This window comes from Mesorhizobium sp. P2_C7 (assembly GCF_056404515.1).
Genome location: NZ_JBFUDW010000018.1, coordinates 22,458 through 46,264, shown reverse-complemented (window position 1 = coordinate 46,264; position 23,807 = coordinate 22,458). Strand labels below are relative to the sequence as shown.

The window sequence follows — 23,807 nt, the reverse complement described above, 5'->3', positions numbered from 1 at the left end:
TCAGGCTCCGAGCCGTTTCTTGACGGCGATCATGGTCAGCGCGGCGCGGGCGGCAAAGCCACCCTTGTCGCCTTCCGTGCGCCGGGCGCGTGTCCAGGCCTGTTCGTCGTTTTCGGTGGTCAGGATGCCGTTGCCGATGCAGATCGATTCCTGCACCGACATATCCATCAGGGCGCGCGCGGATTCATTGGCAACGATATCGAAATGATGCGTCTCGCCGCGGATGACGGTGCCAAGCGCGACAAAGCCGTCATAGTCGGTGCCCTCACCCTCGGCGGCATCGAGCGCGAAGGAGATCACGGCCGGAATTTCCAGCGCGCCCGGCACGGTGACGACATCGTACTTGGCGCCGGCTTCGTCGAGCGTAGCCTTGGCGCCTTCGAGCAGCGCGTCCGCCAGATCATCATAGAAGCGGGCTTCGATGATCAGCAGCTTGAGTTTCTTGTTCCTGGGCATTTTGCGTCACGTCTCCGGCGGAGCCGGTGACTTAGGCCGAAGCCCGTTTGATCGCAAGCAGAAGATGTTGCACGTGCCCAGTTTGCCGCGGAAGTCCGTCCGACTGTGACCGTCAAAGCCCCTCTTTCGCGGCCTCCACCAGCCGCGCCGCGTAGCGGGCCATGGTGTCGATCTCGAGATTGACGCGGTCGCCAACCCTGCGCTCGCCCCAGGTGGTCACGGTCAGCGAGTGGTGGATCAAAAGCACGTCGAAGCGCGTGCCTTCCACCTTGTTGACGGTGAGCGAGGTGCCGTCGAGCGCGACCGAGCCTTTCGGTGCAATGAACTTCGCCAGATCGCGCGGTGCTTCGAGGGTAAAACGCACCGCGTCCCCTTCATCCCTGCGCTCGATGATCTCGGCCATGCCGTCGACATGGCCCGAAACGATGTGACCACCAAGCTCGTCGCCGATCTTCAGCGCTCGCTCCAGATTGATCAGCGTGCCCGATTTCCAATTCGTCGCCGTCGTCAGCCTGAGCGCCTCTTCCCAGGCCTCGACCTCAAACCAGCGCGCGTTCGTGCCGCTGTCGGGCAAGGCCGTGACCGTCAGGCAGACACCGCCGCAGGAGATCGAGGCGCCGATGGCGATGGTTTCGGGATCATACGCGGTGTCGATGCGCAGCCCCACCCCTTCCCTCAGCGGCTTGACGGCCGCGACGGTGCCGACATCGGTGACAATTCCAGTAAACATCGGTGATCCTTCCGTTTGACCATGATCCTGTCCGAAAACCGGTCCCACTGTTCGGGATCGTGGTCTATCCTTCCCTTTGACCATGATCTTGTCCGAAAACCGGGTCCCACTTTTCGGGATCATGGTCTAAATATCTCTGATCCACTCGGCGTAGCTGTCTTCGCCGAAACGCATGTCGCGGAGCTTTCGAAATCCTGCCGGGATATGGTCGGCATCGATGGGCGATGCAATGCCGTCGGCGCCGATCGCTTCCGATCCCTGGAACAGCACGATGCGGTCGACCAGTTCCTCGGCCAGGAAGGCGCTCGCAACCTTGGCGCCGCCCTCGACCAGAACACTGGCCATGCCGAGCGCGGCCAGATCCTCGAGCAGTTCCGGCAGTGCGACGCCGCCCTCATGCGTTTCGGTGCCGATGAAGCGCACCCCGGCGCGCTCCAGCATGGTCCGCCGCAGCGGATCGGCCTCCAGGCAGGCGGCGACGTAAAGCGGCACCCGGTCCACGCCCGAAACCAGCTTCGAGGTCTCCGGCAACCTGATCTGCCGGTCGAGTACAATGCGCGCCGGCGAACGGTTCTCCAGTCCCGGCAAGCGCACGGTGAGAGCCGGGTCATCCTCAAGCGCCGTGCCGATGCCGACCAATATGCCGTCGGCCTCGGCCCGCATCAGATACACTTCGCGACGGGCGACATCGCCGGTGATCGACACTTGCCCTTGGCCTTCCCTGCCGATCTTGCCATCGCTGGAAAGCGCAAGCTTGAGAATCACTTCGGGGCGTTTTTTCAACGACCTGATCAAATAGCCGGCCATCTGTTCGGCTGCTTCCGCCGCCAACACCTTCTCGACCACTTCGATCCCGGCGGCGCGCAGGATCGCGTAGCCCTGGCCGGACACGCGCGGATCGGGATCGCTGGCAGCGCCGACGACGCGCGCGACACCCGCGTTGACCAGCGCGTTGGCACAGGGCGGCGTGCGGCCATGGTGGGCGCAAGGTTCCAGCGTGACATAGGCGGTGGCGCCGCGCGCCAGCGCGCCGGCCTCGGCTAGCGCCTCGGTCTCGGCATGCGGGCGGCCGCCGACAGCAGTGACGCCGGTGCCGACGATCATTGGGCCATCGCCGTCGTCGCGCACGATCAGCGTGCCCACGGATGGGTTGGTCGCGGTGCGCCCGGCATGCTTCCGCGAAAGGCGGAGCGCCGCTGCCATGAAACGGCGATCAAGGCCGGCCTGTGTGTCGCTTGCAGTCATGCTCAGCCGGCGTCCTCTTCGCCCTTGATTTCGTCCCCCTTGAGCTCGCCGAGCAATTCGTGGAAATCCTTGGCCTCGCGAAAATTGCGGTAGACCGAGGCGAAGCGGACATAGGCGACATCGTCGAGCGACTTCAGCGCGTCCATGACCAGCCGGCCGACCTCGCCGGAGGCCACTTCGGTCTCACCGGAGCTTTCGAGCTGGCGCACGATGCCGGTCACAGCGCGGTCGATGCGTTCGGGATCGACATTGCGCTTGCGAACGGCGATCTCCACCGAGCGCAACAGCTTGTCGCGGTCGAACGGCACTTTGCGACCGGATTTCTTGACCACGACGAGGTCGCGCAGCTGCACGCGTTCGAAAGTCGTGAAGCGGCCGCCGCAATCGGGGCAAACGCGCCGCCTGCGGATCGCGGCGCCATCCTCGGCGGGGCGCGAATCCTTCACCTGCGTATCTTCTGACTGGCAATAGGGACAGCGCATGGAGAAGCCTTTGGTTGGCGAATCTGGTGAAGCGAAAGGCTTAGAGGTTTTTGCAACGATGGCAAAGCAGCCCCTCGCCCCTCAGAGCCGCTCGCCCTGAGAGATAGCGAGCTGCAAGCAAGATTGCCAGCGCCGCCAGGCGGCTGGACAGCGATGCCGTCAGGGGGCGACGTCGGTGGTCGCAAACCCGCATGATGCGCCGAGGCTGCGATAGGCCTTGGTGAAGCCGTCCATGGCTATGCTTCCAACCGGCGCGTCGCCAAAGGACACATCGAGCACCGATGCGCGGCGCATGACGCGCAAGAGCGCCAGGCTGGTCTTGGCCTGATTGTCCACGGTCCAGCTGAGCCGGCCGCCCACGGTAGCGTCGGAATGGAGCTTTGCGGCGACGTGGCCCTTGTCATCGCCAAAGGTTACCGCGACCGACTTGCCCGTTGGCAGCGCCGTGTTGTCGACCGCAATGGTCACGGACGGGTAGGCAGTCGGCGGCAGCGCATCGCCGTTCGTGATGATTAGCGTCAGAGTGCCGCTTTCGCCGCGGGCGCCGATAAAGGCGGTCGAGGCTGCACAGGTCTTGCGGATATCCTCGCCGGTATCGACCTCGTCGACCAGGGTCGACCATCTGCCGAAGGTTTCAAGCTTGGGCGCCGCCGGGGCGGGTGCCGCGGGTGTGGCCTGGGCGGGTGCCGGTTGCGCAGGCGCGGTTTGCGCCGAGGCGATGCCGGAGAGCGGCAAGACAATCGAAGCAGCCAGGACGCCGGCGATGGCAAGGTCGGCGAGACGGACAATTCGCATCATCAAGGCTCCTGTCGCAGCCTTGCCGCGACGACGCTTGTCCGTCGCGGCAAGGTGGTGAGACCTCCTATCTCGTCAGCCGAGATAGGGATAGAGCGGAAAGCGGTCGGTCAGCGACACAACCTTGGCCTTGACCGCCGCTTCGACAGCGGCATTGCCCTCGTCGGAATTGGCGACCTTGAGACCATCCAGCACTTCGGCGATCAGCTTGCCGATTTCGCGGAACTCGGCCTGGCCGAAGCCGCGCGTTGTGCCCGCCGGGGTGCCGAGGCGCACGCCCGAGGTGACGAAAGGCTTTTCCGGGTCGAACGGAATGCCGTTCTTGTTGCAGGTGATGTTGGCGCGGCCGAGCGCTGCCTCGGCGCGCTTGCCGGTGGCGTTCTTGGGACGCAGGTCGACCAGCATCAGATGGTTGTCGGTACCGCCGGAGACGATATCGAGGCCGGTTTCCTTGAGGCTGGAGGCGAGCGCCTTGGCGTTGGCGGCGACGCTCTCGGCATAGACCTTGAAGCTCGGCTTCAGGGCTTCGCCGAAGGCCACCGCCTTGGCGGCGATGACATGCATCAGCGGGCCACCCTGCAGGCCGGGGAACACCGCAGAATTCATCTTCTTGGCGATGTCCTCGTCGTTGCACAGGATCATGCCGCCGCGCGGGCCGCGCAGCGACTTGTGCGTGGTGGTGGTCACCACATGGGCATGCGGCAGCGGCGACGGATGCACGCCTCCGGCGACGAGACCGGCGATGTGCGCCATGTCGACCATCAGATAGGCGCCAACCGCGTCGGCGATCTCGCGAAAACGCTTCCAATCCCAGACACGCGAATAGGCGGTGCCACCGGCCAGGATCAGCTTCGGCTTGGTTTCGTGGGCGGTCTTCTCGATGGCGTCCATGTCGAGCAAATGGTCGTCCTGGCGCACGCCATAGGACACGACCTTGAACCATTTGCCGCTCATGTTGACCGGCGAACCGTGGGTCAAGTGGCCGCCCGAATTGAGGTCGAGCCCCATGAAGGTGTCGCCGGGTTGCAAGAGCGCCAGGAACACCGCCTGGTTCATCTGGCTGCCGGAATTCGGCTGGACGTTGGCGAAGTTGCAGCCGAACAGCTTTTTGGCCCGCTCGATGGCAAGTTCCTCGGCGACGTCGACGAACTGGCAGCCGCCATAGTAGCGCTTGCCCGGATAACCCTCGGCGTACTTGTTGGTCATGATCGAGCCCTGCGCCTCGAGCACGGCGCGCGAGACGATGTTTTCAGAGGCGATCAGTTCGATCTCGTGGCGCTGGCGACCGAGTTCGTTGCGGATGGCGCCGAAAATCTCCGGGTCGGCATCTTCCAGCGTGGTTTCGAAGAAGGATTCAAATTTGTTCGACACTGCCGCTGCTGATGCCATGGGCTGAAATCCTTGGGTTCGGGGGCAATTTTGATTTATGCATGTCGTTGTCCCAAAACCGCTGCACACTTTTGGGCGACATGCATTCGCCGCGCCATTAACACAGTTGTTTTCGCCCCGCCACGTTTGCGGCGCGAAATTTGCTGGCCGGTTTGCGCCAGCGAGGCAACGAGCGTGCTATTTTCACGCCTGCCGCCCCTTCAGCAAGGCCTCGGTAAGCGTGATCTCGGTGAACAGCGCCCGCGCCGCGTGGTCGTTGATCTCGCGCACCGGCCAGGCGAGTGCGGCACCTATGGCAATTTGCAGCACCGGCAACGGCACCCGCACCAGGCGCACCAGCGCGCCGGAAACGGCGACGAAGACGAGCACAACCAGAATGAAGACGGCGACATCCATGGTCCGGTTCCAGACTTGTCCGCCGACCATGCGCAAAGCCGGCCGATCCGTCCAGCCGCCCTCCCGCGAAAAGGCGCAGGCAATCCGAGCAACGAAAAGGCCGCCTTAACCGGCGGCCTCTTCTGGTAAAAAAATCAGTTAGTTAAAGCGAAGACGTGATCTGCAGCTCGTTGGCACCGTCGAGCGCGTAGACGTCGTCGCGGAACTGCACGACGCCCGGGCCCGTCGACCAGGCCGAGAGATAGAGGAAATGTACCGGCACCGGGTTGGTGACCTCGACCGGCGTGTTTTCGCCGGTCTTGATCGTCGCCTCGAAATGCTGACGGTCCCAGCCGGGCGTGTCGCGCAGGATCCAGGTGACGAGGTCGCGCACATTCTGCACGCGCACGCAGCCCGAGGAATCGAAACGCATCATCTTGCCGAACAGGCTCTGCTGCGGCGTGTCGTGCATGTAGACGCCGTCCGGGCTCGGGAAATTGATCTTCACCGACGCCATGGCGTTGCCCGCGCCTGGATCCTGGCGGAAGCGATACTTGGCGGCGTCGTCGGTCGACCAGTCGACATTGAGCGGGTCGACCTCGCTGCCGTCCGGAGCGAACAGCCGGATATGGCTGTCCTTCAAATAGTTGGGATCCTTCCGCATCAGCGGAATGATGTCCTTGCGGACGATCGAGACCGGCGCATTCCAGTACGGATTGACGATGATCTCGTTGATCTTGGAATTGACGATCGGCGTCTGGCGATCGATCTTGCCGACGATCGCGGTGTGGCGAAGCACGACGCGGTCATTCTCGACGGCTTCGATCTGCGCCGCCGGAATGTCGACCAGCACGTAGCGGCTGCCAAGCGTGCCAGCCTTCTCCTTCAGCCGCTGCAGGTTGGTCTGTAGCTGGCCAAGCCGGATTTGCGCCGAAACGTTTATCGCCAAGTAGGTGTATTTGCCCATGGAGCCGTCGGCGGGCAGGCCGTGACGCAACTGGAAGCGCTTGACCGCCGAGTCGACATAGGAATCGAAGGCCGTCGAAATGCCGGCGCTCTGCGACAGGTCGCCAGAGACCATCAGCCGCTTGCGCAACGGCACGACATCGGGATCATCGACGCCGAGCTGCAACTTCTTGGTCGCGGGCACCTCTACCCAGCCGCCCTGGCTGACGATGTTTTGGTATTGCGCCACCGCCTGCTCGGTAAAGGCGACGGTCTGCGGGCTGAAGATCGGCAGCGTCGAGGCCACCTTGCCGCCCTCGCTGGCCCGGGCGTCGAACTGGTCGTCCCAATTGCCGCGCGCCGAGGATTTCAGGATATCACCGATGACATCCTGCGCATTGGCGCCGCCGGCGACCATCGCGGCTGCGAGCGCGGAGGCTCCGGAAAGGAAAAAACGGCGGCTGGTTCTCATGGACGTTCCAGACATTCTTGTAGCGTTCGATCTTGCTGCATTCGGTTTTCAGGGCGATGTTGCCCGCATTCTAGAGTTGGCAATCTTAACAATTAGCCAACCATGTCCGTATCAGTTCGGCCACAAACGCTTGAGCCGCGACACGGGTTCCGGGTGAACGCTCGGCCTTCACCACAGCATCACCGGCATCCTCGGTTCCATTGGAATATGGCGGCAACGTGGCCTTGGCCCGCGATTTGCATCGGGCGGTGCAGCGAAATGAAAAGCCCGTGCTTTTTCGGCACCGATCCGGGTCGCCGGCCGCGATATCGACCGATTACCACAAGCCCTTGATGCTACACTGACAAGCTAGTCCAACGCGAGGAACGAGACCATGCCTGGTGTCCTTTCTATCGTCGCGGCCTTCGCCTTGGCCGCAGGTCCGAACGACCGCACCCCGACGCCGGAGGAAACGGTTGCCTATTTCGTGCATGGCCTGGAACAGGGCGCGATCCCCAAATACGGGCAGCAGACCGACGAACCGCTGAAGCAGGTTTCCCGATCGCCGGCGGTCTTCACCAGCACTGGCCCGAACGAGGTCGGCGACGAAACCGAAACGCTGAGGTTCATCGTGACCCGGCTGGATGATTGCACCTACAGAGCCGAACAGCAGTTCGAGGAGGACGGCGCCATCTACTACCGCCTGAGCTACGAACTGCGGCTTGGCGGCGTAAACGGCCTGTCGTTCGACAATCCGCCGGCAACCATCGCGCTGAAGGGGCTGGTGAAGACATGCACGACCGACACCGAGGGCAGCTGCGACCTGACGCGCGAGCCCGAAGCAATCGGTCCGTTCTTCGGCGAGCCCGGCCACGCCGAACAGGCGCTTGCCTATTTCCACGAGAAATTCTGCCCGCTGAAGCCGTGATCCTATCTGGGCTGACTATCTCACGATCTCAGTGCGGATTTTCAACATTTGGGGCCGGACTTGGCTGCGCCTTCAATTCCGAACATCTTTGCAACACCTCATGCTGGGGATAGCGCAGAACCTTGTTATCCTCCAGTTTGAGCAACAGTTCCCGCCTCTTGTCTGTGCTTTCACCATCCGTACACGACATGTCCAGGATGACGACATCCAGGCGGTTGATCTTCTGAATTTTGTCCAATGTGCAGCCGACCTCCCACATCTCGACTGCCTTGTCGGTAAACGTCACGATCGAGTCATTGTTGTCACACGGAGCGCTGCCTTCCGAGGCGAAAGAATCCTTCCACCACTCCTCGGCAAAAGCCATTTGCGGGACCAACAAAAGCACTGCGGCAACCGAGCAGATCTTCGAGCGTTTTCCCAAACCCATCATGCGCCCCCTCCGGGCCGTGACATTAGGCACTGCTGTGGCGAAAGCAAACCTGGCGGACTAGTGTCGACCGGGCGCCTGGGCTTCGGAATCAGGAAAAGAAAAGGGCCGATGCCTTTCGGCACCGGCCTTGACCAGAGGTCGACATTTCGGCCGCGCTTCTGTGGCGCGGGCCAGATCCGATGCGCCGGCTTACATCCGGTAGGCGATTGTGTCGTTCCAGAAGCGATCGAGCCGCTGCAGCGCGCGGTTCATCTGCTTGAACTCGTCGGTGTTGATGCCGCCGACTTGCTCGATCGAGCCGACATGGCGCTCATAAAGACCGGCGACGACGTCCGCCACCTCGTTGCCCTTCGGCGTCAGCGAGACGCGGACCGACCGGCGGTCGATGCGCGAGCGCTGGTGGTTGATGAAGCCGAGATCGACCAGCTTCTTCAGATTGTAGGAGACGTTGGAGCCGAGATAGTAGCCGCGCGAACGCAGCTCGCCGGCGGTCAGCTCCGAATTGCCGATGTTGAACAGCAGCAGCGCCTGGATGGCATTGATATCGGAGCGGCCGTTGCGGTCGAACTCGTCCTTGATCACGTCAAGCAGGCGGCGGTGCAGCCGCTCTACAAGCTGCAGCGATTCCATGTACAGCGAGCGGATAGCCTCGCGGCGGTCGTCGGATACGTTGGCGGTCTTCGCCGCCGGACGCGAATTGATCATTGTCTTTGCCTCTCGTTTGTCGCCCTGGTGATTTTTTGTTTTTCACCTTGATCGCGACACTATCGAATACTCATAAAATTCGACTTAAACGCTAGGGCTAACAAGAGCTTACCGGTAAGAGGTTTCGAAAGAGGCTTAACGAACGGTCTCCCGAGTAAGGATAATTAACCTAAAGATTTAGCCAACAATTGCGGGGCCGAATTGAGGCAGCCGCCAGGGCGCCAATGGGCTCAAGGGGTTAGTGCCGCACCGGTCGTTTCTGCAGCCAGATGATCACGCGGAAAGCGATATAAAGCAGTGCCACGACCGCATGCGAGACGACGATGAGCATGCGGTGGCCGAAAAGCTCGGGAAAACCGGCATACATGACCGTCTCGGTCACCGCGCAGATAAACCAGATCACGGGCCCCCAGGACGCCAGCATCCACAGGCCGGCCGCGGCGAAGGGGAAAAACACGGCAAGCATCACCGCCGCCACCTGCCAGTGCACCGGCATCAGGTCGAAGCGCCACAACGAGCCCGGATAGAAGCCGATCAGCCTGATCCAGTAGAGAATGCCGAACAGCAGGCAGTAGCCGGCGACGACGCGCTGGAACCAGGCGAAGATCAGTTCAACGCCCGAGGGCTGCAGCACGACGCGTCTGGAGGTCACCTCGCTCACAGGTCGAGCTCCCGGTCGCCGAGCGAGGCGAAATAGGCGTCGACGTCCGCCTCGCTGACCGCGCCGAGGCTCGCCGGCCGCCATTGCGGCTTCGAGCCCTTGTCGATGATGGCGGCGCGGATCCCTTCGTAGAAATCGTGGCCGGCCAGCATCCGGTTGAGGATGCGGAACTCCATCTTCATGCAGGCGTCCATGGACATGGTCAGCCCGGCGCTGATCTGGCGCCAGGCGACGCGCAGGCTGGTCGGCGAACGCGTCCGGATCGTCGCCAGCGTCTTGGCCGCGAACTCGTCGGCGCCTGCCGCCTGTTCAAGGCTGTCGATGACAGCCTTGAGGGATGGTTGCGAAAAATGACGGACGATCGCCTCCAGCGTCGGCCTGTCGGTTTCCCGTTTTGCCTGGACGAAGAAACCGCGCAACACCGATTCCGGATCGCCGGTCAGCGTCAGCCGGTCGAGGAAGCCGCCCTGGTCGGCGGCCTTGATGGTGTGGGTGGCGAGCCCTGACCACAGCGCGTCGCCGTAGCGGATGCGATTGCCGGTCAACGCCAGATACATGCCGAAGGAGCCGCCGAGATCGGGCAGCAAATGGCTGGCGCCGACATCCGGGAAAAAGCCGATGCCGACTTCCGGCATGGCGAACTGGGCATTTTCGGTCATCACCCGGTGCGAGCCGTGGAAGGAGATGCCGACGCCGCCGCCCATGACGATGCCGTCGATCAGCGCGACGTAAGGTTTCTTGAAGCTGTTGATACGGGCGTTGAGCCGGTATTCGTCGGCGAAGAACTCGACCGGCGGCTTTCCAGCCCGGCCAGCCTCGTAGATATGCAGGATGTCGCCGCCCGCCGAAAACGCCCTGCCCTCGGACTTGACGATAACGACATCGACGCCCTGGTCGGTCTCCCAGGCGCAAAGAGCAGCGTCGAGCGCCCGGATCATGCGGTGCGTGACGGCATTGAGGGCCTGCGGCCGCGTCAATGTGACGACGCCGGCCCGGCCCAGATGTTCGAAGCGGATCTCGTCGCCTCCGCCAAAATCCATCGTGAAAGAATCCCTCCCCCGCGCCCGCCGGGATTGAAGTGCTAAAGCGTGGCGCATGGGTGCGTCAATGCCAAGCCCGGTCGGTGTCGGGTCAGTTTGCATTTCAAGAGAGGCAAGGCGCCATCCTTTGCGTCGCGGCCAAATGGTGCAACCATCCGTTTGTGAGCCTATTGGGAGATTATTTGCCGATGCCGCGAGAGTTCGACCCGGACGATGTTCTCAGTCGCCCGCTGATGGCGAATTTGGCGACCGTCAGCGCGGACGGCGCGCCGCGCAACGCGCCAGTGTGGTTCATCTGGGAGGACGGTGCGATCTGGCTTCTCGGGTCATCGGATGGAAGCGCGGTAAAGCATCTTGAAAGAGACCCGCGCTGCGCGGTGGAAATTGTTCACTTCGACAACAATGGCGGCATCTTGCTGCACCTCGGACTGCGCGGCACCGCAACCATCGAACCGATGTCGCCAGACCGCTTCAAACGGCTCCTTCACAAATATCTCGGCCCCGAAGCAAGCTGGAACGAGTGGTTCATCGACAACGTGGCCCAGATCGAACATCCAGACGGGCGCATGATCAGGCTTGCCCCAGCCAGCATTTTCACCAACAACGCATCGTTCTTCAGAACCGGCCCTGACCTTGCATGGCCGCCATATATCGACGACGGGTCTAGAAGCGAACGGTGAGCCATGCCGCAGTTTTTGCGCCTCGCACTTGTTCTGGGTGGCCTGCTGACCTTCTGGGCCATCAATGGCCTGGCCAGGGCGGCCGATCTCGAGGATCTCTATCAGTCGCAGACCATCGTCAACGGTAAGTATGAAAAGCATCGCGAGGTCGGCTTCAAGTTCTGCCTCGACGCGGTCCTGGTCCGGGTTTCCGGCGATCAGCGCCTGCCGGCGAAACCGGAGATGACGGCACTGCGCGACAAGGCCGGCAGCTTCGTCGCCAGCTTCCGCTACCGCGACCGCATGGAAGGCATCCCCAACCATGACGATCAGGGCACGTATGACCGGCCTCACAATCTCTATTGCCAGTACAGGCCGGCGGTGATCGATCCGGTGCTGGCCTCGCTCGGCAGCAGGCCGTGGCTGACCGAGCGGCCACGGCTGGCGGTGTTTTTGGCGGCCGAGCGCGACATCAGGCATTTCGCGCTCGATGCCGATGACGAGCGCGGCGTGCTGATGCGCGAATCGTTCAGCAATGCCGCTGCGCCGCTCGCCATGCGGGTGACTTTTCCCACCGCAGCGCTGCTGTCGCAGGCTGGACTGGACGACAGGACGCTGCGCGACGCCGACATGGCAGTGCTGGACACAACCGCGAAGAAGGCCGGCGCCGATCAGGCACTCTCCGGCAGCATCGTGTGGAGCGACAAGGAGTTCGGCTGGATTGCCGACTGGCGGCTGGCCATGGCCGGCAAGACCTACACCTGGCAGGTGCGCGGCGTTTCCTTCGACGAGGCTTTCCGCGTCGCCATGAGGGGCGCGGCGCAGATCCTGTCGGGCAATGGGCAACCTGAATAGACCTCGACCTGATCGTTGGCACAAACGTGTCGCATTGGTCAGCGGCAAGGGCTCGTGGTAAAAGCCGCCGAACGAGAGTTTTGGCGATGAACAAATTCACCCCGACGGCGATGAACAAATTCACACCGGCAAAGCCAGCCGGCACGCGCAGCGTCGATGACATCACCGGCAGCCGCCGCTTGCGCCGCATGCGCAAGGCCGACTGGTCGCGCCGCCTCGTGCAGGAGAACCGGCTTACGGTCGACGACCTGATCTGGCCGATCTTCGTCGTCGACGGCAGACAAGTGCGCGAGCCTATCGCCGCCATGCCGGGCGTCTTCCGCCTGTCGATCGATCTCGCCGTCAAGGAGGCCGAACGCGCGGCAAAGCTCGGCATTCCCGCACTCGCCACCTTCCCCAATGTCGATATCTCGCTACGCGACCAGACCGGTTCGCACATTCTCGACCCCGACAACGTCATCAACCGCGCCACCCGGGCGATAAAGGACGCGGTGCCTGAGATCGGCATCATAACCGATGCCGCGCTCGATCCGTTCACCAGCCATGGCCATGACGGCATCCTGCGCGACGGCATCATCGTCAATGACGAGACGGTGGAACAGCTGACCGCCGCGGCCGTCATCCAGGCGGCAGCCGGCGCCGACATCATCGCGCCGTCCGACATGATGGACGGCCGCATCGGCGCCATCCGCGACGCACTCGATGCCAATGGTTTCCAGGACGTGGCGATCATGTCCTATGCGACCAAGTTCGCCTCGGCCTTCTATGGTCCCTATCGTGAGGCGGTCGGCACCGCCGGCCTGCTCAAGGGCGACAAGAAGACCTATTACATCGACCACGCCAATTCCGACGAGGCGGTGCGCGAGGCCGAACAGGACATCGCCGAGGGCGCCGACATGCTGATGGTCAAGCCCGGCCTGCCCTATCTCGACATCATCCGGCGGCTGAAGGATGAATTCCAGATGCCGACCTTCGCCTACCAGGTGTCAGGCGAATATTCGATGATCAAGGCCGCCAGCGCCAATGGCTGGATCGATGGCGAGAAGGCGATGCTGGAATCCTTGCTCGCCTTCAAGCGCGCCGGCTGCGACGGCATTTTGACTTATTTCGCGCCCGACGTGGCAACGATGCTGAAGGGATAGTTTTCTCTTCCCACCGATGGCCGGTCGCGGCGGGCAACGCCGGCGACCTCCTCGATATCCATCAACAGTTTCTGGCTTCCGGACGGGAGCCCGAGCGAAGGTCGTTGGATCAATCGCCTGGGGCTTGCTGCACTCACAAAAACCGCTTGCATTTCGCAATCAGTTTGCTACTCCTTTGCGCAACTGGTTATGGAGGAGGCTTTCATGTCCAAACTTCGCGTCAATGCTTTCACACTGTCGCTCGACGGGTACGGAGCCGGTCCCGATCAGACTCTGCAAAATCCCCTCGGCGTCGGTGGCGAATATCTGCATAAATGGTTTGTCGACACCCGCACCTTCCGCAAGATGGTGCTCGGACAGGAGGGCGGCACCACCGACACCAACGAGGACTTTGCAGCGCGAAGCTTCGAGAATGTCGGCGCCTGGATCCTCGGCCGCAATATGTTCGGGCCGATTCGGGGCGAATGGCCTGACGATAGCTGGAAGGGCTGGTGGGGTGATAACCCACCCTACCATGTGCCGGTTTTCGTGCTGACCCACCACGAGCGGGCGCCGATCACGATGGAGGGCGGTACTACTTTCCACTTCGTCACCGACGGCATCCATTCGGCGCTTGAACAGGCGAAGGCGGCGGCGGATGGCAGGGACGTGCGGGTTGGCGGCGGTGTCGCCACCATCCGGCAATATCTCCAGGAGAAACTAATCGACGAGATGCATCTGGCGATCTCGCCGCTGCTGCTCGGTGCGGGCGAGAATCTCTTTGCCGGCCTGGACATGCCCAAGCTTGGCTATCAGTGCAGCGAGCAGGTGGCGACAGCACTCGCCACGCATGTGATCGTCAAGCGGGCTTAGGTTTCAGACGCGTAGCCTACGCCGCGATCCTTTGCGTGCCCCTCTGTCCTGCCGGACATCTCCCCCACGAGAGGGGGAGATTTAGCAACCCCAAGACAGTCAATACTTCTCAGGCACGTAGAGTTCGCGCGGCAGCGTCTGGCGCTCGTATTCGGGATTGAAGACGCGCTCGGGCAGCATGATCTCCTCGTGCGGCACCTCTTCATACGGCAACTGCTTGAGCAGATGGTCGATGCAGTTCAGCCGCGCCCGCTTCTTGTCGTTGCCCTCGACTATGAACCAGGGCGCCTCGGGAATGTTGGTGCGGGCGAAGGTCTCTTCCTTGGCCTTGGTATACTGCTCCCAGCGCACGCGCGACTGCAGGTCCATCGGCGACAGCTTCCACTGCTTCATCGGATCATGGATGCGCATCAGGAAGCGCATCTGCTGCTCCTCGTCGGTGATCGAGAACCAGTATTTGACCACGGTGACGCCCGAGCGGACCAGCATGCGCTCGAACTCCGGCACGTCGCGGAAGAATTCTTCGACCTGATCGGGCTCTGCAAAACCCATCACCCTTTCGACACCGGAGCGGTTGTACCAGGAGCGGTCGAACAGCACGATTTCGCCGCCGGCCGGCAGATGCGGCACATAGCGCTGGAAATACCATTGCGACTTCTCGCGCTCGGTCGGTGCCGGGAGTGCGACGACGCGGCAGATGCGCGGATTGAGCCGCTGGGTGATGCGCTTGATGACGCCACCCTTGCCGGCGGAGTCGCGGCCCTCGAAGATCACCACCAGCTTCTTCTTGTGATAGGCGACCCAGGACTGCAGTTTGATCAGCTCTGACTGCAAGGTGATCAGGTCGCGAAAATACTGCATGCGATCGATCGATGGCGGATGCGAGTTCTTGTAGATCTTGGCGATCTCCATCGACAGCGCCGGCTCCGACATTTCGAGCTCATAGTCCTCGTCGAGCGTGTCGGCGAGCTCGGCCTCAAGCCAGTCCCTTGCAGGAGAATTCTGTTTTAGCTCGGTCATATCAACTGCTCCGCTTGCAAGCCCTGTCGATCCACGTCCGGCGCCCCAACCCCTGGCCTGCGTCCCGGAGCGGCAACACCTGAGCCGACTTCAATATAGGCCGGCAATGACGGTTTTATTGCAGCCTGGGGCGAGACTACCACCACTGCAAATTCCGCGAGGCATGATCGATCCATCGTCGTGGCATGGCGACAAGCGGCTCGAATTGTCCTACAAATGTGGCAGGCCCGCCCGGGCACTGCCTTTCAACAACAAATCGCGAGGACTGACATGGAATACCGCACCCTCGGCCGTTCCGGCTTGAAAGTTTCGACCCTGACCATGGGCACCATGACCTTCGGCGGTGCCGGCGCATTTTCGGCTGTCGGAAAGACCGACCTCGATGAGGCGCGCCGGATGATCGATCTTTGCATCGATGCCGGCATCAATGTCATCGACACCGCCAATGTTTATTCGAACGGCGTCTCTGAAGAGATCATCGGCGAGGCGCTCGGCGGCAAGCGCAAGGGCGACGTGCTGATCGCCTCCAAGGCGCGGATGCGGATCGGCAATGGCCCCAACGATGAAGGCCTGTCGCGCTATCACCTGATCCGCGAATGCGAGAAGAGCCTGAAGCGGCTGAAGACCGATGTCATCGACATCTACTTCCTGCACGAATGGGACGGTACGACACCGCTCGAGGAAACCATCGCCGCGCTCGACACGCTGGTTGCCCAGGGCAAGGTCCGCTATGTCGGTTGCTCCAACTATTCCGGCTGGCAGGTGATGAAGGCGCTCGGCATCAGCGACAGCCATCACCAGCCGCGCTTCGTCACCCAGCAGATCCACTACACGCTGGAAGCGCGCGAAGCGGAATATGAACTGCTGCCGATTTCGGTCGACCAGGGGCTGGGTGTGCTGGTGTGGAGCCCGCTTGCCGGCGGATTGCTGTCCGGCAAATACCGCCGCGACAGCCCGACTGCCCGCCAGCTTGCCGGCTGGTCGGAACCGCCGATCCGCGACGAGGACCGCCTCTGGCGGATCGTCGATGTTCTTGTCGAGATCGGCGCGCAGCGCGGCGTGTCGGCGGCGCAGGTGGCGCTGGCGTGGCTGCTCGGCCGGCCGGCGGTCAGTTCGCTGGTGATCGGCGGCAGGACCGAAACGCAGTTCCGCGACAACATCGCCGCGGCAAGCCTGGTGCTGACCGGCGAAGAGCGTGACCGCCTAGACACGGTCAGCCGGCCACCCTTGCTCTATCCCTACTGGCACCAGCAACTGACGGCAAAGGACCGTTTTGGTCCCGCCGACCTGGTGATTGACCGCAGCGGCGTGTGACCACGGGAGGGTTGCGGCGGGGCTCGGCGGACGAAGCCCGCACTTAACCCGTGATATAGCGCCAGACCTCGGCATCAGGCTCGATCGCCGGGCTTTTCGAGGCGACCCACAAGGCCGCCGGCGGAAAGGCGCCTGCGGAGCGATATCGCGCACGACGTTTCGCGCATAATAAAGAACCCTTGGCGTCGTTCGTTGTATGGTGGCCATGGTTTCACTTGATCAAAACGAACGCGCGGTCGCGATACGTTGGCGCCCCGGCCCCCTACACCATTGTCCCGTGCATCTTGCAAGCCCGGGCCATCATCGACGCGAACGGCCGGGCACGATCGCTTCAGCTGTTGTGTTTGACGGCTAATGCTCCTAGGCAGGGTCAGAGCCGCAAGGCAGTGAAAAAGGAGCCGATATGGCGCGACCACCAAACTACGATCAGGAACGCAAGGAACGCGACCGCCAGAAGGCGGCCAAGAAGGCTGAAAAGCTGGCGGCCAAGGTTGCCGCACGCGAGCGTTCGAAGCCCGAAGACGAGACTGAAACCGAAACCGAAACGGCAAAGTGACGGCAAAAGGCCCGCGCATGCGGGCCGTGCCTCATTCCAGATTGTCGCCTTGGATCAGGCCGGGGCCTTGTCGCTGACGAAGACGTCCACTTCGCGCGCCGCCGCAATGAAGGCGCGCCTGGCGTTCATCGCCGGCTTGTCGCCGGCCAGCGCATCGTGACAGGCCTGCAGGGCCGCGCGATGCTTGGGGCTGCGTTTTCCGGGCCAGCTGTTGAGCAGGTAATCGGAAGCCTCACGAGCCGTACGCAAGAGCTGAGTGCTCCCCGCCGTGACTGACTTGACGGTCACGGGTGTTTCAAATCGGTTGTTTTCCATCGCCGCTCTTACGCCATCGGTGTCCGCGAAGCGAGGCCGAAAGTGCACGGCGCGCCCGGACGTCGCCTTTTGCGCGGCGCGGACCGCATGCCTTAGGCGGCGATGACAGCAAAACCCCTGGCGCGAAGACCGCGCCGGTCATTGGCGAGCGACGTCACCAGCCGGTCGCGGCTGCCGACGATGTGGGCCGAAAGCAGGCGCGCGGCCTGATCGGCGTCGCCGAGGCGTGCCGCGGCCAGAATGGCGCGATGTTCGGCCCAGGCGCGTGCAAGGGCGGCCTCGTCGCGAACCTCCAGCCAACGAGCCCGCGACAGGCGCGTCATGGCATCACGGACCGCCCTGAACAGGAATTCATTGCCTGACAGGCGCGCCAGCTCGATGTGGAAATCCATGCCGATACGATGCCATTCCTCGCGTGGCGTGTCGGTATCGCAGGAGTCGAGCATCGCCTCGATGACATCGACCGCGCTGCGATCCGTCAGGGCACATGTCAGGCGAAGGGCTGCAACCTCGACCGCCTCCCGATAGACGGCGATCTGCTCGAGCTCGGCCAGGTTGATCGGCGACACCGTCCAGCCACGCCCGTCCCTGCCGACAAGGCCCTCGGTCTCGAGCCGCAGCAGCGCGGCCCTGACCGGGGTTCGCGAGGCGCCGAAGCGACTTTCGATCCAGCGCTCGGTCAGTTTCTCGCCGGGACCGATCTCGAGGCCCAGGATCATCTGGCGAAGCTGTTTTTCGACGCTCTGCATCTGCGACATTGTCATTCCCGCTTTTCTGACCGTTGGCTGGCCGCTTTTTCCGATCACGTTTGAGAGGGTCGCATTGACAGCACCCATGCTTGCGTCCATGACGGATACCATCTTGGTATCCCAAAACGGTATCCGCAGCAACCACCAACACGGCATTGCTCGGACAGGACGCATAATATGCAGAACACGCCCCCGCCGACCGACAGCACCTACAACATCCATTGGCGGCGCAATCTGTTCGTGTGCTTTGCCGGTTCGTTCTCGACACTTATCGCCATGACGCTGCTTTTACCGTTCCTGCCGCTCTATATCGAGCAGCTCGGCGCTGAAGGCCACGCGGCGATCGTGCAATGGTCGGGGATCGCCTATGGCGCGACCTTTTTCGCGGCGGCACTTGTGGCGCCGCTGTGGGGACGTCTCGGCGACCGCTACGGCCGCAAGGTGATGCTGGTTCGCGCCAGCTTTGGCATGGCCATATGCATGTCGCTGACCGGCATGGTCCAGACCGTCTGGCAGTTGGTGCTGCTGCGGCTGCTGATCGGTTTTGCCGGCGGTTATTCCTCGGGATCAACCATCCTGGTTGCCATGCAGACGCCCAAGGAGCGTTCGGGCTGGGCATTGGGCCTGCTGTCGGCGGGTATCACCGGTGGGGCACTGGTCGGCCCGCTGGTTGGTGGCGCCCTGCCGCCGCTGATCGGCATCCGCGCCACGTTCCTGCTGTCCGGCGGCGTCATCTTCCTGGCATTCCTGGCGACCACGTTTCTGATCAAGGAGAACCCCCGGCCGAAAGCGACGGACGCCGCATCGAAGGGCAAGCCGAAAGGCGGCTGGGCACAAATCCCCGACAAACGGCCTGTCATCGCCATGCTGGCGACCGGCATGCTGTTGAGTTTCGCCACCATGTCGATCGAGCCGATCATCACCGTCTATGTGCAGCAATTGATCGAAGACCAGAGCCGCGTCACGCTGATCTCCGGCGTCGTCATGTCGGCGGCGGCGCTTGGCGCCATCCTGTCGGCTTCACGCCTCGGCAAGCTCGCCGACCGCATCGGCCATTGGAACGTCATCATCGGCGCGCTTGCCGTCTCGGCGCTGCTGCTGATTCCGCAGGCCTTCGTCACGCAGAGCTGGCAACTGATCGGCCTGCGCTTCCTGATGGGCCTGGCGCTGGGCGGGCTCCTGCCCTGCATCACCAGCGTTATCCGCCACAATGTTCCCGATGGCGTCGGCGGCAATGTGCTAGGGCTCTCGATCTCTGCTCAATATGTCGGACAGGTCGCCGGCCCCTTGCTTGGCGGATTTGCCGGCGGCCATTTCGGCATGCGCTCGGTGTTTCTGGGCACATCCATCTTGATGGCCGGCGGCGCGGTCTATAACTGGCTGGCGCAATCGCGCCGCGAGCAGGACATGCTCGCCAATGCCGGCAAGCCCTGACCGAATTGGGTCGCTTGCCTTGAACGTCACGGAGCCCGAGACATGAGCACGGCCGAGCAATCTTCCGTCAACAGCGGCCGGATCCTCGTCCTGGCCGGCGGCCTCTGTGGCGCCGCCGGCGTGGCGCTGTCGGCCGCGGCGGCGCATCTGGGCGGTGCCTTTGTCGGCACTGCCGCATCCTTCCTGCTCATGCACGCGCCGGTCTTCCTCGCGACCGGACTGCTTGGCGCGAACCGGACGCTGCGCATCGGCAGCTTGATCCTGCTGGTTGGGCTGCTGTTGTTCTGCGGCGACCTGCTGGCCCGCGATTTCCTCGGTTCGCGGCTGTTCCCGCTGTCGGCGCCGATCGGCGGCACCTTGCTCATCGCCGGCTGGCTTGTGATCGCTGGCTCGGCGCTGGTGCGCACACGTTCCTGACCAGGCTGGACCAGCAGCCTTTATCGCTGTCTCTGGGGGCGACGTCTCCGGGCGCACTGCCCGGGACGGTCCTATTCGCGAAAACCGACGCGTTCCTGTCACACCGCGTTTGTCGATCGATCAATCCTGCCGGCGCTCGGGCTTATCGAGCACTTCGCGACCGTGCCGCCGCAGCTTCGCCAGTAGACGCCTCTCCGGCCGTTTGGACGCCGGCGCGATGCCCCAGTAGTTGCGGTAGATGTCTTCGAACAGATAGCTCACGGGGTGCATGATGCACTCCTTTCAAGATTTGAATCGATCCAACCGGTGCAAGAAAAAGCTATCCCGATCAGCTCCGTCTGCGCTCGGCGAAGAACCGCAGTTCGCGAACCCATGGGCTGGCACTCTCGTGGCGCCTCTGTTTCGTGGCGGTCGAACCGATGCTCCAGTCGTTGCGGTAGATGTCTTGGAAGAGATAGTTGACGGGATGCATGACACATCTCCCTTTCCTGAGATTGAATCGATCCAATCATATGGACCTTTGTTCCTTTGGATCGATTCAAAGATGCACCTCGCCGGGTCGTTGTTCAAGGCAGAATTTGAACCGATCCAACGAAAGTGTTAGATGGGATGAATTCAGGAGACGAAGATGGCCCCATTGAGCTCTGGAAAGACAAGACCGGTCCGGCTGGCAGACATTGCCAAAGCGGCCGGCGTGTCGCACGGCACCGCGTCCAACGTGTTCGCCCGCCCGGAGATCGTGCGCGAGGAGGTCCGCGAACGGGTCAAGGCGGCAGCGGAGGCAATGGGATATGGCGGACCCGACCCCAAGGGTCGGCTGCTGCGCGCCGGCAAGGTCAATGCCATCGGTGTCGCGACCGCAGAACCGTTGTCCTATTTCTTCAACGACCCTTTCGCCCGGGTCATGATGGCCAGCATCTCGCAGGCTTGCGACGCGACTGGTGCGGGGATCTCGCTGGTCTCCGCCGCCAACAACGAACAGCTCGCCTGGAACATCCAGAGCGCGCTGGTCGACGGCTTCATCGTCTTCTGCATCGAAGGCGGCTCAAGGCTGGTCGAACTGGCGCGCGAACGCAAACTCCCGTTTGTCGCACTCGATCTTGATTCGGACGACGACGGGGCGGTCGCGGCGATCGGTGTCGACAACATCGCCGGCGCCGGTCTCGCGGCGCGCCATCTGACCGAGCTTGGGCATCGTCGATTTGCCGTGCTTGCCCTGCCCTGTGCCGACGCCGGTTTCGGCCCGACCACGCAGGCGCAGGTGGAGAAGGCCCTCTATTCCGGGACGCGCGACCGCCTGCGCGGCTACTTCGCCGAACTCTCGCGCGTCGACCTCGACGTCTCGAAGGTGCCGATCTACGAAACCGTCAATGACGAGGAGAGCGTCTGGGCGGGCCTCGACCATATTTTTGCCGGCGCCGAGACACCGACCGCCATCCTGGCAATGTCGGACAGGATCGCCTTGCATACGCTGGACTGGCTGCGCCAGCACGACATCACTGTCCCGGGCGACGTTTCGATCGTCGGCTTCGACGGCGTCCCGGAAGGGGCGGTCTCCAAGCCGCCGCTGACCACAATCGTCCAGCCGATCGCCGAGATGGGCCGCCTTGCCGTCAAGGCGATCCTCGAAAACGACGGCACATTCAGTCGGCAATCGCTGCCGGTCGACCTCGTGGTGCGGGCCTCATCCGGCCCCTCGCCCGCCTGACGCCTCAACGCCCCATTCTTGTTGCCATCGACGACATGACGAAGGACGCCTGGACCGGCAGTGCGGCGTTTTGAGCCGGTCTGCTTTTCCCGGCCCTGCCAAGGCTCGAAAGCCATTCGAGATAGTAGGCAAGCGCAAACTGCATGGCGATGCCGGCGGCAATCAACAGGCTGTCATAGGCCAGCCCGCCCGGGTTGATCAGCTTCAGCACCTGCGCCGTCAGGGCGAGCACCGTGCCGGCAATGAAAACCGGCAACGATCGCTTGCCCAATATGGCAAGCGGATGATCGCGCCCGGTGCGGAAGAGGTTCGAGACGGCGGGGAATGCCACGATCAGGTAGCTCACCGCCAGGATATGCAGCAGCCTCGGCAGTGCCAGGAACGTCTTGTCGAAGCCGGTCAGCACCGGAGGCAGGCCCAGCCAGGAGATCTGCCCCCAGAGCGGACTGTGCACCCAGACCAGCGCCGTGATGGTGTAGGCCAAAGCGGCGCCAACCAGCCAGCGATTGACCGGGATGGTGCCACCGCGACGCACATGCAGCGTGCCTGCCAGGCCGATGTTGAACAGGAACTGCCACGACAGCGGGTTGAGAAACCAGAAGCCGGGCTCGGGATAGTTCGGCGGCGCGATCTGGTAGATCCCGGCGACCAGCCACAGCGCACCGGATGCGACCAGCGCCGGCAATGGCCGGTAGCTGACGAAGAGCAGGAAGACCGGCGCCAGCAGGAGCAGCACCGCATAGACCGGCAGGATGTTGTTGTAGCCGAGCTGATGGCCGAGCGTCACGATGCCGACCAGCACTTGCGGCGTATTCTTGATCAACGGCTCGATGTTGATCATCGTCAACAGCTCCGGTCGGCGGGCGAACACCGCCGCCGCGCAAAAGATCGCCATCACCACCATGGTGGTAACGATGTGGGCGGCATAGAGCACGCCAGCACGGCGCCACAGCTTCAACGTTGCCAGGAGCCGGTTTCCAGGCTGGAATTTCTTGCCATAGGCGAGCGCGACCGAGATTCCGGAAATCAGCACGAAGACCTCTGCCGCGTCTGAAAAGCCGAAATTCTTGTAGGTCAGATACTCGAAGGCGGTACCCGGCACGTGGTCGACAAAGATGGTCAGCAAAGCGAGGGCGCGAAGCACATCTATGCGCGTGTCACGCTCCGAGACACGCGTATCGCGGTCCGCGATACGCGTGCCGCGATCGGGGACACGCGTGCCGCGGTCCGGGGAAAGTTGGGTGGTCATCGACAAAAGGCCTCAAAGCTGGTTGTTCATGCCGGCAATGCGACCCCCGGCGCACCGCTTCGATTCCTCCCATAGGAATGATATCGGCGAAGAAACGGACAGTAATGCGCCCGGTTCAATCAACTTTCGCGGAGCTTGAAAATATTGCGTTTTGAAGCCGGCAAACTGACCGGAACCGTCATGAAATCAAAAGGATGAGGCCATGACCGAAGAGACCTCACAAGATGGTGCGTTACGGCGTGATCTCGCCTTCTGCCACCGCCTTTACAAGCCGGCGGATTCAACTGGTCAATGCTTCTTCCTGCTGCATGGGTCGGGTGTCGATGAGACGACATTGGTGCCGCTGGCACGAGCGATCGCGCCGCACGCCACGCTGGTCGCCGTGCGCGGCCGCATCGTCCAGGAGGATGGTTTCCGCTGGTTCGCGCGGATCACACCGACGCGCTTCGAACAGCACAGCATCCGCACCGAAACCGACGCTTTTGCGGGCTTCGTCACCAATGTGGCCACACGCCACAATCTCGACCTCTCCCGCACGATCTTTCTCGGCTATTCGAACGGCGCCAATCTGCTTTCGAGCCTGATGCTGCTGCATCCGGGCCTCGTCGAACGCGCCGCGCTGTTGCGGCCGATGCCGGTGCTCGATGACGTGCCGGCTACGGATCTGTCAAGCGTGCGGGTGCTGATCGTCGCCGGTGCTGCCGACCTTACCTACGCGCCCTTCGCGCCGGCTCTGGTGACATTGCTCAGCCAACATGGCGCCGACCTCGACGCGAGGATTGTTCCATCGGGTCATGAATTCGGCAGCGCCGACGCGGCAATCGCAAGGCAATGGCTGAACGCGGTGACGGCAACGGCCGCCTAGCTGCTGGCTGCCGTTGCTGACCAGCATGCCGACGGCGCCG

The 23,807-nt window shown here is 62.8% G+C and carries 29 protein-coding genes; 11 read left to right on the top strand and 18 right to left on the bottom strand.

All coding sequences use genetic code 11. The features are described 5' to 3' along the window. The 8 genes from AC1D2G_RS29585 to AC1D2G_RS29550 all read right to left on the bottom strand — a co-directional run bounded on the left by AC1D2G_RS29585 (position 1) and on the right by AC1D2G_RS29550 (position 6,889). The gene (locus AC1D2G_RS29585) at positions 1-456 is read right to left on the bottom strand and encodes a 6,7-dimethyl-8-ribityllumazine synthase (protein ID WP_477418508.1); all 456 of its coding nucleotides are present in this window, start codon (positions 454-456) and stop codon (positions 1-3) included. A 112-nt stretch (positions 457-568) separates the two neighbouring features. Continuing rightward, positions 569-1,186, bottom strand: coding sequence for a riboflavin synthase (locus AC1D2G_RS29580; protein WP_477418506.1), 618 nt, complete (start codon positions 1,184-1,186; stop codon positions 569-571). A 126-nt stretch (positions 1,187-1,312) separates the two neighbouring features. Continuing rightward, entirely contained in the window at positions 1,313-2,431 is a 1,119-nt protein-coding gene (gene ribD, locus AC1D2G_RS29575; RefSeq protein ID WP_477418504.1) for a bifunctional diaminohydroxyphosphoribosylaminopyrimidine deaminase/5-amino-6-(5-phosphoribosylamino)uracil reductase RibD, read from the bottom strand. Between the two features lie 2 nt (positions 2,432-2,433). Continuing rightward, on the bottom strand, positions 2,434-2,913 hold the full coding sequence (gene nrdR / locus AC1D2G_RS29570) for a transcriptional regulator NrdR (RefSeq protein ID WP_095081151.1): 480 nt from the start codon (positions 2,911-2,913) through the stop codon (positions 2,434-2,436). Between the two features lie 159 nt (positions 2,914-3,072). Further along, positions 3,073-3,711 carry a hypothetical protein gene (locus AC1D2G_RS29565; protein ID WP_477418502.1) on the bottom strand — a complete coding sequence of 213 codons (639 nt, stop codon included), beginning with the start codon at positions 3,709-3,711 and terminating at the stop codon, positions 3,073-3,075. A 72-nt stretch (positions 3,712-3,783) separates the two neighbouring features. Then, the gene (glyA, locus tag AC1D2G_RS29560; protein ID WP_477418500.1) at positions 3,784-5,097 is read right to left on the bottom strand and encodes a serine hydroxymethyltransferase; all 1,314 of its coding nucleotides are present in this window, start codon (positions 5,095-5,097) and stop codon (positions 3,784-3,786) included. Between the two features lie 183 nt (positions 5,098-5,280). Continuing rightward, positions 5,281-5,493, bottom strand: coding sequence for a hypothetical protein (locus tag AC1D2G_RS29555; protein WP_477418498.1), 213 nt, complete (start codon positions 5,491-5,493; stop codon positions 5,281-5,283). Positions 5,494-5,635: 142 nt separating this feature from the next. Beyond that, the gene (locus AC1D2G_RS29550; protein ID WP_457153523.1) at positions 5,636-6,889 is read right to left on the bottom strand and encodes a L,D-transpeptidase family protein; all 1,254 of its coding nucleotides are present in this window, start codon (positions 6,887-6,889) and stop codon (positions 5,636-5,638) included. A 373-nt stretch (positions 6,890-7,262) separates the two neighbouring features. On the opposite strand from AC1D2G_RS29550, the gene AC1D2G_RS29545 reads away from it, so the two are divergent. Then, positions 7,263-7,796, top strand: coding sequence for a hypothetical protein (locus AC1D2G_RS29545; RefSeq protein WP_477418496.1), 534 nt, complete (start codon positions 7,263-7,265; stop codon positions 7,794-7,796). Between the two features lie 28 nt (positions 7,797-7,824). On the opposite strand, the gene AC1D2G_RS29540 is transcribed toward AC1D2G_RS29545, so the two are convergent. The 4 genes from AC1D2G_RS29540 to AC1D2G_RS29525 form a co-directional block, all read right to left on the bottom strand. Then, positions 7,825-8,226: a hypothetical protein gene (locus tag AC1D2G_RS29540; RefSeq protein WP_457153525.1), complete on the bottom strand. Its 402-nt coding sequence runs from the start codon at positions 8,224-8,226 to the stop codon at positions 7,825-7,827. Positions 8,227-8,415: 189 nt separating this feature from the next. Further along, positions 8,416-8,931: a transcriptional regulator LdtR gene (gene ldtR / locus AC1D2G_RS29535; RefSeq protein WP_013896002.1), complete on the bottom strand. Its 516-nt coding sequence runs from the start codon at positions 8,929-8,931 to the stop codon at positions 8,416-8,418. A gap of 238 nt (positions 8,932-9,169) precedes the next feature. Then, positions 9,170-9,592, bottom strand: coding sequence for a DUF6163 family protein (locus AC1D2G_RS29530; protein ID WP_095081139.1), 423 nt, complete (start codon positions 9,590-9,592; stop codon positions 9,170-9,172). Continuing rightward, positions 9,589-10,632, bottom strand: a complete 1,044-nt coding sequence (locus AC1D2G_RS29525) for an enoyl-CoA hydratase/isomerase family protein (protein WP_477418494.1) — start codon at positions 10,630-10,632, stop codon at positions 9,589-9,591. The genes AC1D2G_RS29530 and AC1D2G_RS29525 overlap by 4 nt, the downstream gene beginning before the upstream one ends. 188 nt (positions 10,633-10,820) lie before the next feature. Between AC1D2G_RS29525 and AC1D2G_RS29520 the strand changes: the two genes are divergently transcribed. The 4 genes from AC1D2G_RS29520 to AC1D2G_RS29505 all read left to right on the top strand — a co-directional run bounded on the left by AC1D2G_RS29520 (position 10,821) and on the right by AC1D2G_RS29505 (position 14,140). Continuing rightward, a complete protein-coding gene (locus tag AC1D2G_RS29520; RefSeq protein ID WP_477418492.1) occupies positions 10,821-11,312 on the top strand; it encodes a pyridoxamine 5'-phosphate oxidase family protein in 492 nt (163 codons plus the stop codon). A 3-nt stretch (positions 11,313-11,315) separates the two neighbouring features. Next, positions 11,316-12,146 carry a DUF2066 domain-containing protein gene (locus AC1D2G_RS29515; RefSeq protein WP_477418490.1) on the top strand — a complete coding sequence of 277 codons (831 nt, stop codon included), beginning with the start codon at positions 11,316-11,318 and terminating at the stop codon, positions 12,144-12,146. A 110-nt stretch (positions 12,147-12,256) separates the two neighbouring features. Further along, a complete protein-coding gene (hemB, locus tag AC1D2G_RS29510; RefSeq protein ID WP_477418624.1) occupies positions 12,257-13,288 on the top strand; it encodes a porphobilinogen synthase in 1,032 nt (343 codons plus the stop codon). A 204-nt stretch (positions 13,289-13,492) separates the two neighbouring features. Beyond that, on the top strand, positions 13,493-14,140 hold the full coding sequence (locus AC1D2G_RS29505; protein ID WP_477418488.1) for a dihydrofolate reductase family protein: 648 nt from the start codon (positions 13,493-13,495) through the stop codon (positions 14,138-14,140). Between the two features lie 99 nt (positions 14,141-14,239). Here the strand turns inward: AC1D2G_RS29505 and ppk2 are convergent, their stop codons facing one another. Continuing rightward, on the bottom strand, positions 14,240-15,160 hold the full coding sequence (ppk2, locus tag AC1D2G_RS29500) for a polyphosphate kinase 2 (protein ID WP_477418486.1): 921 nt from the start codon (positions 15,158-15,160) through the stop codon (positions 14,240-14,242). 270 nt (positions 15,161-15,430) lie between these two features. On the opposite strand from ppk2, the gene AC1D2G_RS29495 reads away from it, so the two are divergent. Then, the gene (locus AC1D2G_RS29495; protein WP_477418484.1) at positions 15,431-16,474 is read left to right on the top strand and encodes an aldo/keto reductase; all 1,044 of its coding nucleotides are present in this window, start codon (positions 15,431-15,433) and stop codon (positions 16,472-16,474) included. 403 nt (positions 16,475-16,877) lie between these two features. Further along, the gene (locus tag AC1D2G_RS29490; RefSeq protein WP_095085720.1) at positions 16,878-17,030 is read left to right on the top strand and encodes a hypothetical protein; all 153 of its coding nucleotides are present in this window, start codon (positions 16,878-16,880) and stop codon (positions 17,028-17,030) included. Between the two features lie 54 nt (positions 17,031-17,084). Here AC1D2G_RS29490 and AC1D2G_RS29485 read toward each other — a convergent pair whose 3' ends face one another. Both AC1D2G_RS29485 and AC1D2G_RS29480 read right to left on the bottom strand, forming a co-directional pair. Further along, on the bottom strand, positions 17,085-17,318 hold the full coding sequence (locus AC1D2G_RS29485) for a DUF982 domain-containing protein (protein ID WP_244730396.1): 234 nt from the start codon (positions 17,316-17,318) through the stop codon (positions 17,085-17,087). Positions 17,319-17,437: 119 nt separating this feature from the next. Continuing rightward, the gene (locus tag AC1D2G_RS29480; RefSeq protein WP_477418622.1) at positions 17,438-18,103 is read right to left on the bottom strand and encodes a GntR family transcriptional regulator; all 666 of its coding nucleotides are present in this window, start codon (positions 18,101-18,103) and stop codon (positions 17,438-17,440) included. 168 nt (positions 18,104-18,271) lie between these two features. Between AC1D2G_RS29480 and AC1D2G_RS29475 the strand changes: the two genes are divergently transcribed. Then, the gene (locus AC1D2G_RS29475) at positions 18,272-19,528 is read left to right on the top strand and encodes a multidrug efflux MFS transporter (RefSeq protein WP_095085723.1); all 1,257 of its coding nucleotides are present in this window, start codon (positions 18,272-18,274) and stop codon (positions 19,526-19,528) included. A 42-nt stretch (positions 19,529-19,570) separates the two neighbouring features. Next, positions 19,571-19,945 (top strand): DUF423 domain-containing protein, encoded by a 375-nt coding sequence (locus AC1D2G_RS29470; RefSeq protein ID WP_477399058.1) that lies wholly within the window; start codon positions 19,571-19,573, stop codon positions 19,943-19,945. A gap of 120 nt (positions 19,946-20,065) precedes the next feature. Here AC1D2G_RS29470 and AC1D2G_RS29465 read toward each other — a convergent pair whose 3' ends face one another. Next, positions 20,066-20,215: a hypothetical protein gene (locus tag AC1D2G_RS29465; protein WP_457154530.1), complete on the bottom strand. Its 150-nt coding sequence runs from the start codon at positions 20,213-20,215 to the stop codon at positions 20,066-20,068. Between the two features lie 58 nt (positions 20,216-20,273). Beyond that, entirely contained in the window at positions 20,274-20,417 is a 144-nt protein-coding gene (locus tag AC1D2G_RS29460; protein WP_477418482.1) for a hypothetical protein, read from the bottom strand. A 156-nt stretch (positions 20,418-20,573) separates the two neighbouring features. On the opposite strand from AC1D2G_RS29460, the gene AC1D2G_RS29455 reads away from it, so the two are divergent. Next, the gene (locus AC1D2G_RS29455; RefSeq protein WP_477418480.1) at positions 20,574-21,653 is read left to right on the top strand and encodes a LacI family DNA-binding transcriptional regulator; all 1,080 of its coding nucleotides are present in this window, start codon (positions 20,574-20,576) and stop codon (positions 21,651-21,653) included. Between the two features lie 4 nt (positions 21,654-21,657). On the opposite strand, the gene AC1D2G_RS29450 is transcribed toward AC1D2G_RS29455, so the two are convergent. After that, positions 21,658-22,902, bottom strand: coding sequence for an OpgC family protein (locus tag AC1D2G_RS29450; RefSeq protein WP_477418478.1), 1,245 nt, complete (start codon positions 22,900-22,902; stop codon positions 21,658-21,660). Between the two features lie 202 nt (positions 22,903-23,104). Between AC1D2G_RS29450 and AC1D2G_RS29445 the strand changes: the two genes are divergently transcribed. Next, positions 23,105-23,767: an alpha/beta hydrolase gene (locus tag AC1D2G_RS29445; protein WP_477418476.1), complete on the top strand. Its 663-nt coding sequence runs from the start codon at positions 23,105-23,107 to the stop codon at positions 23,765-23,767. Positions 23,768-23,807 lie beyond the last annotated feature (40 nt).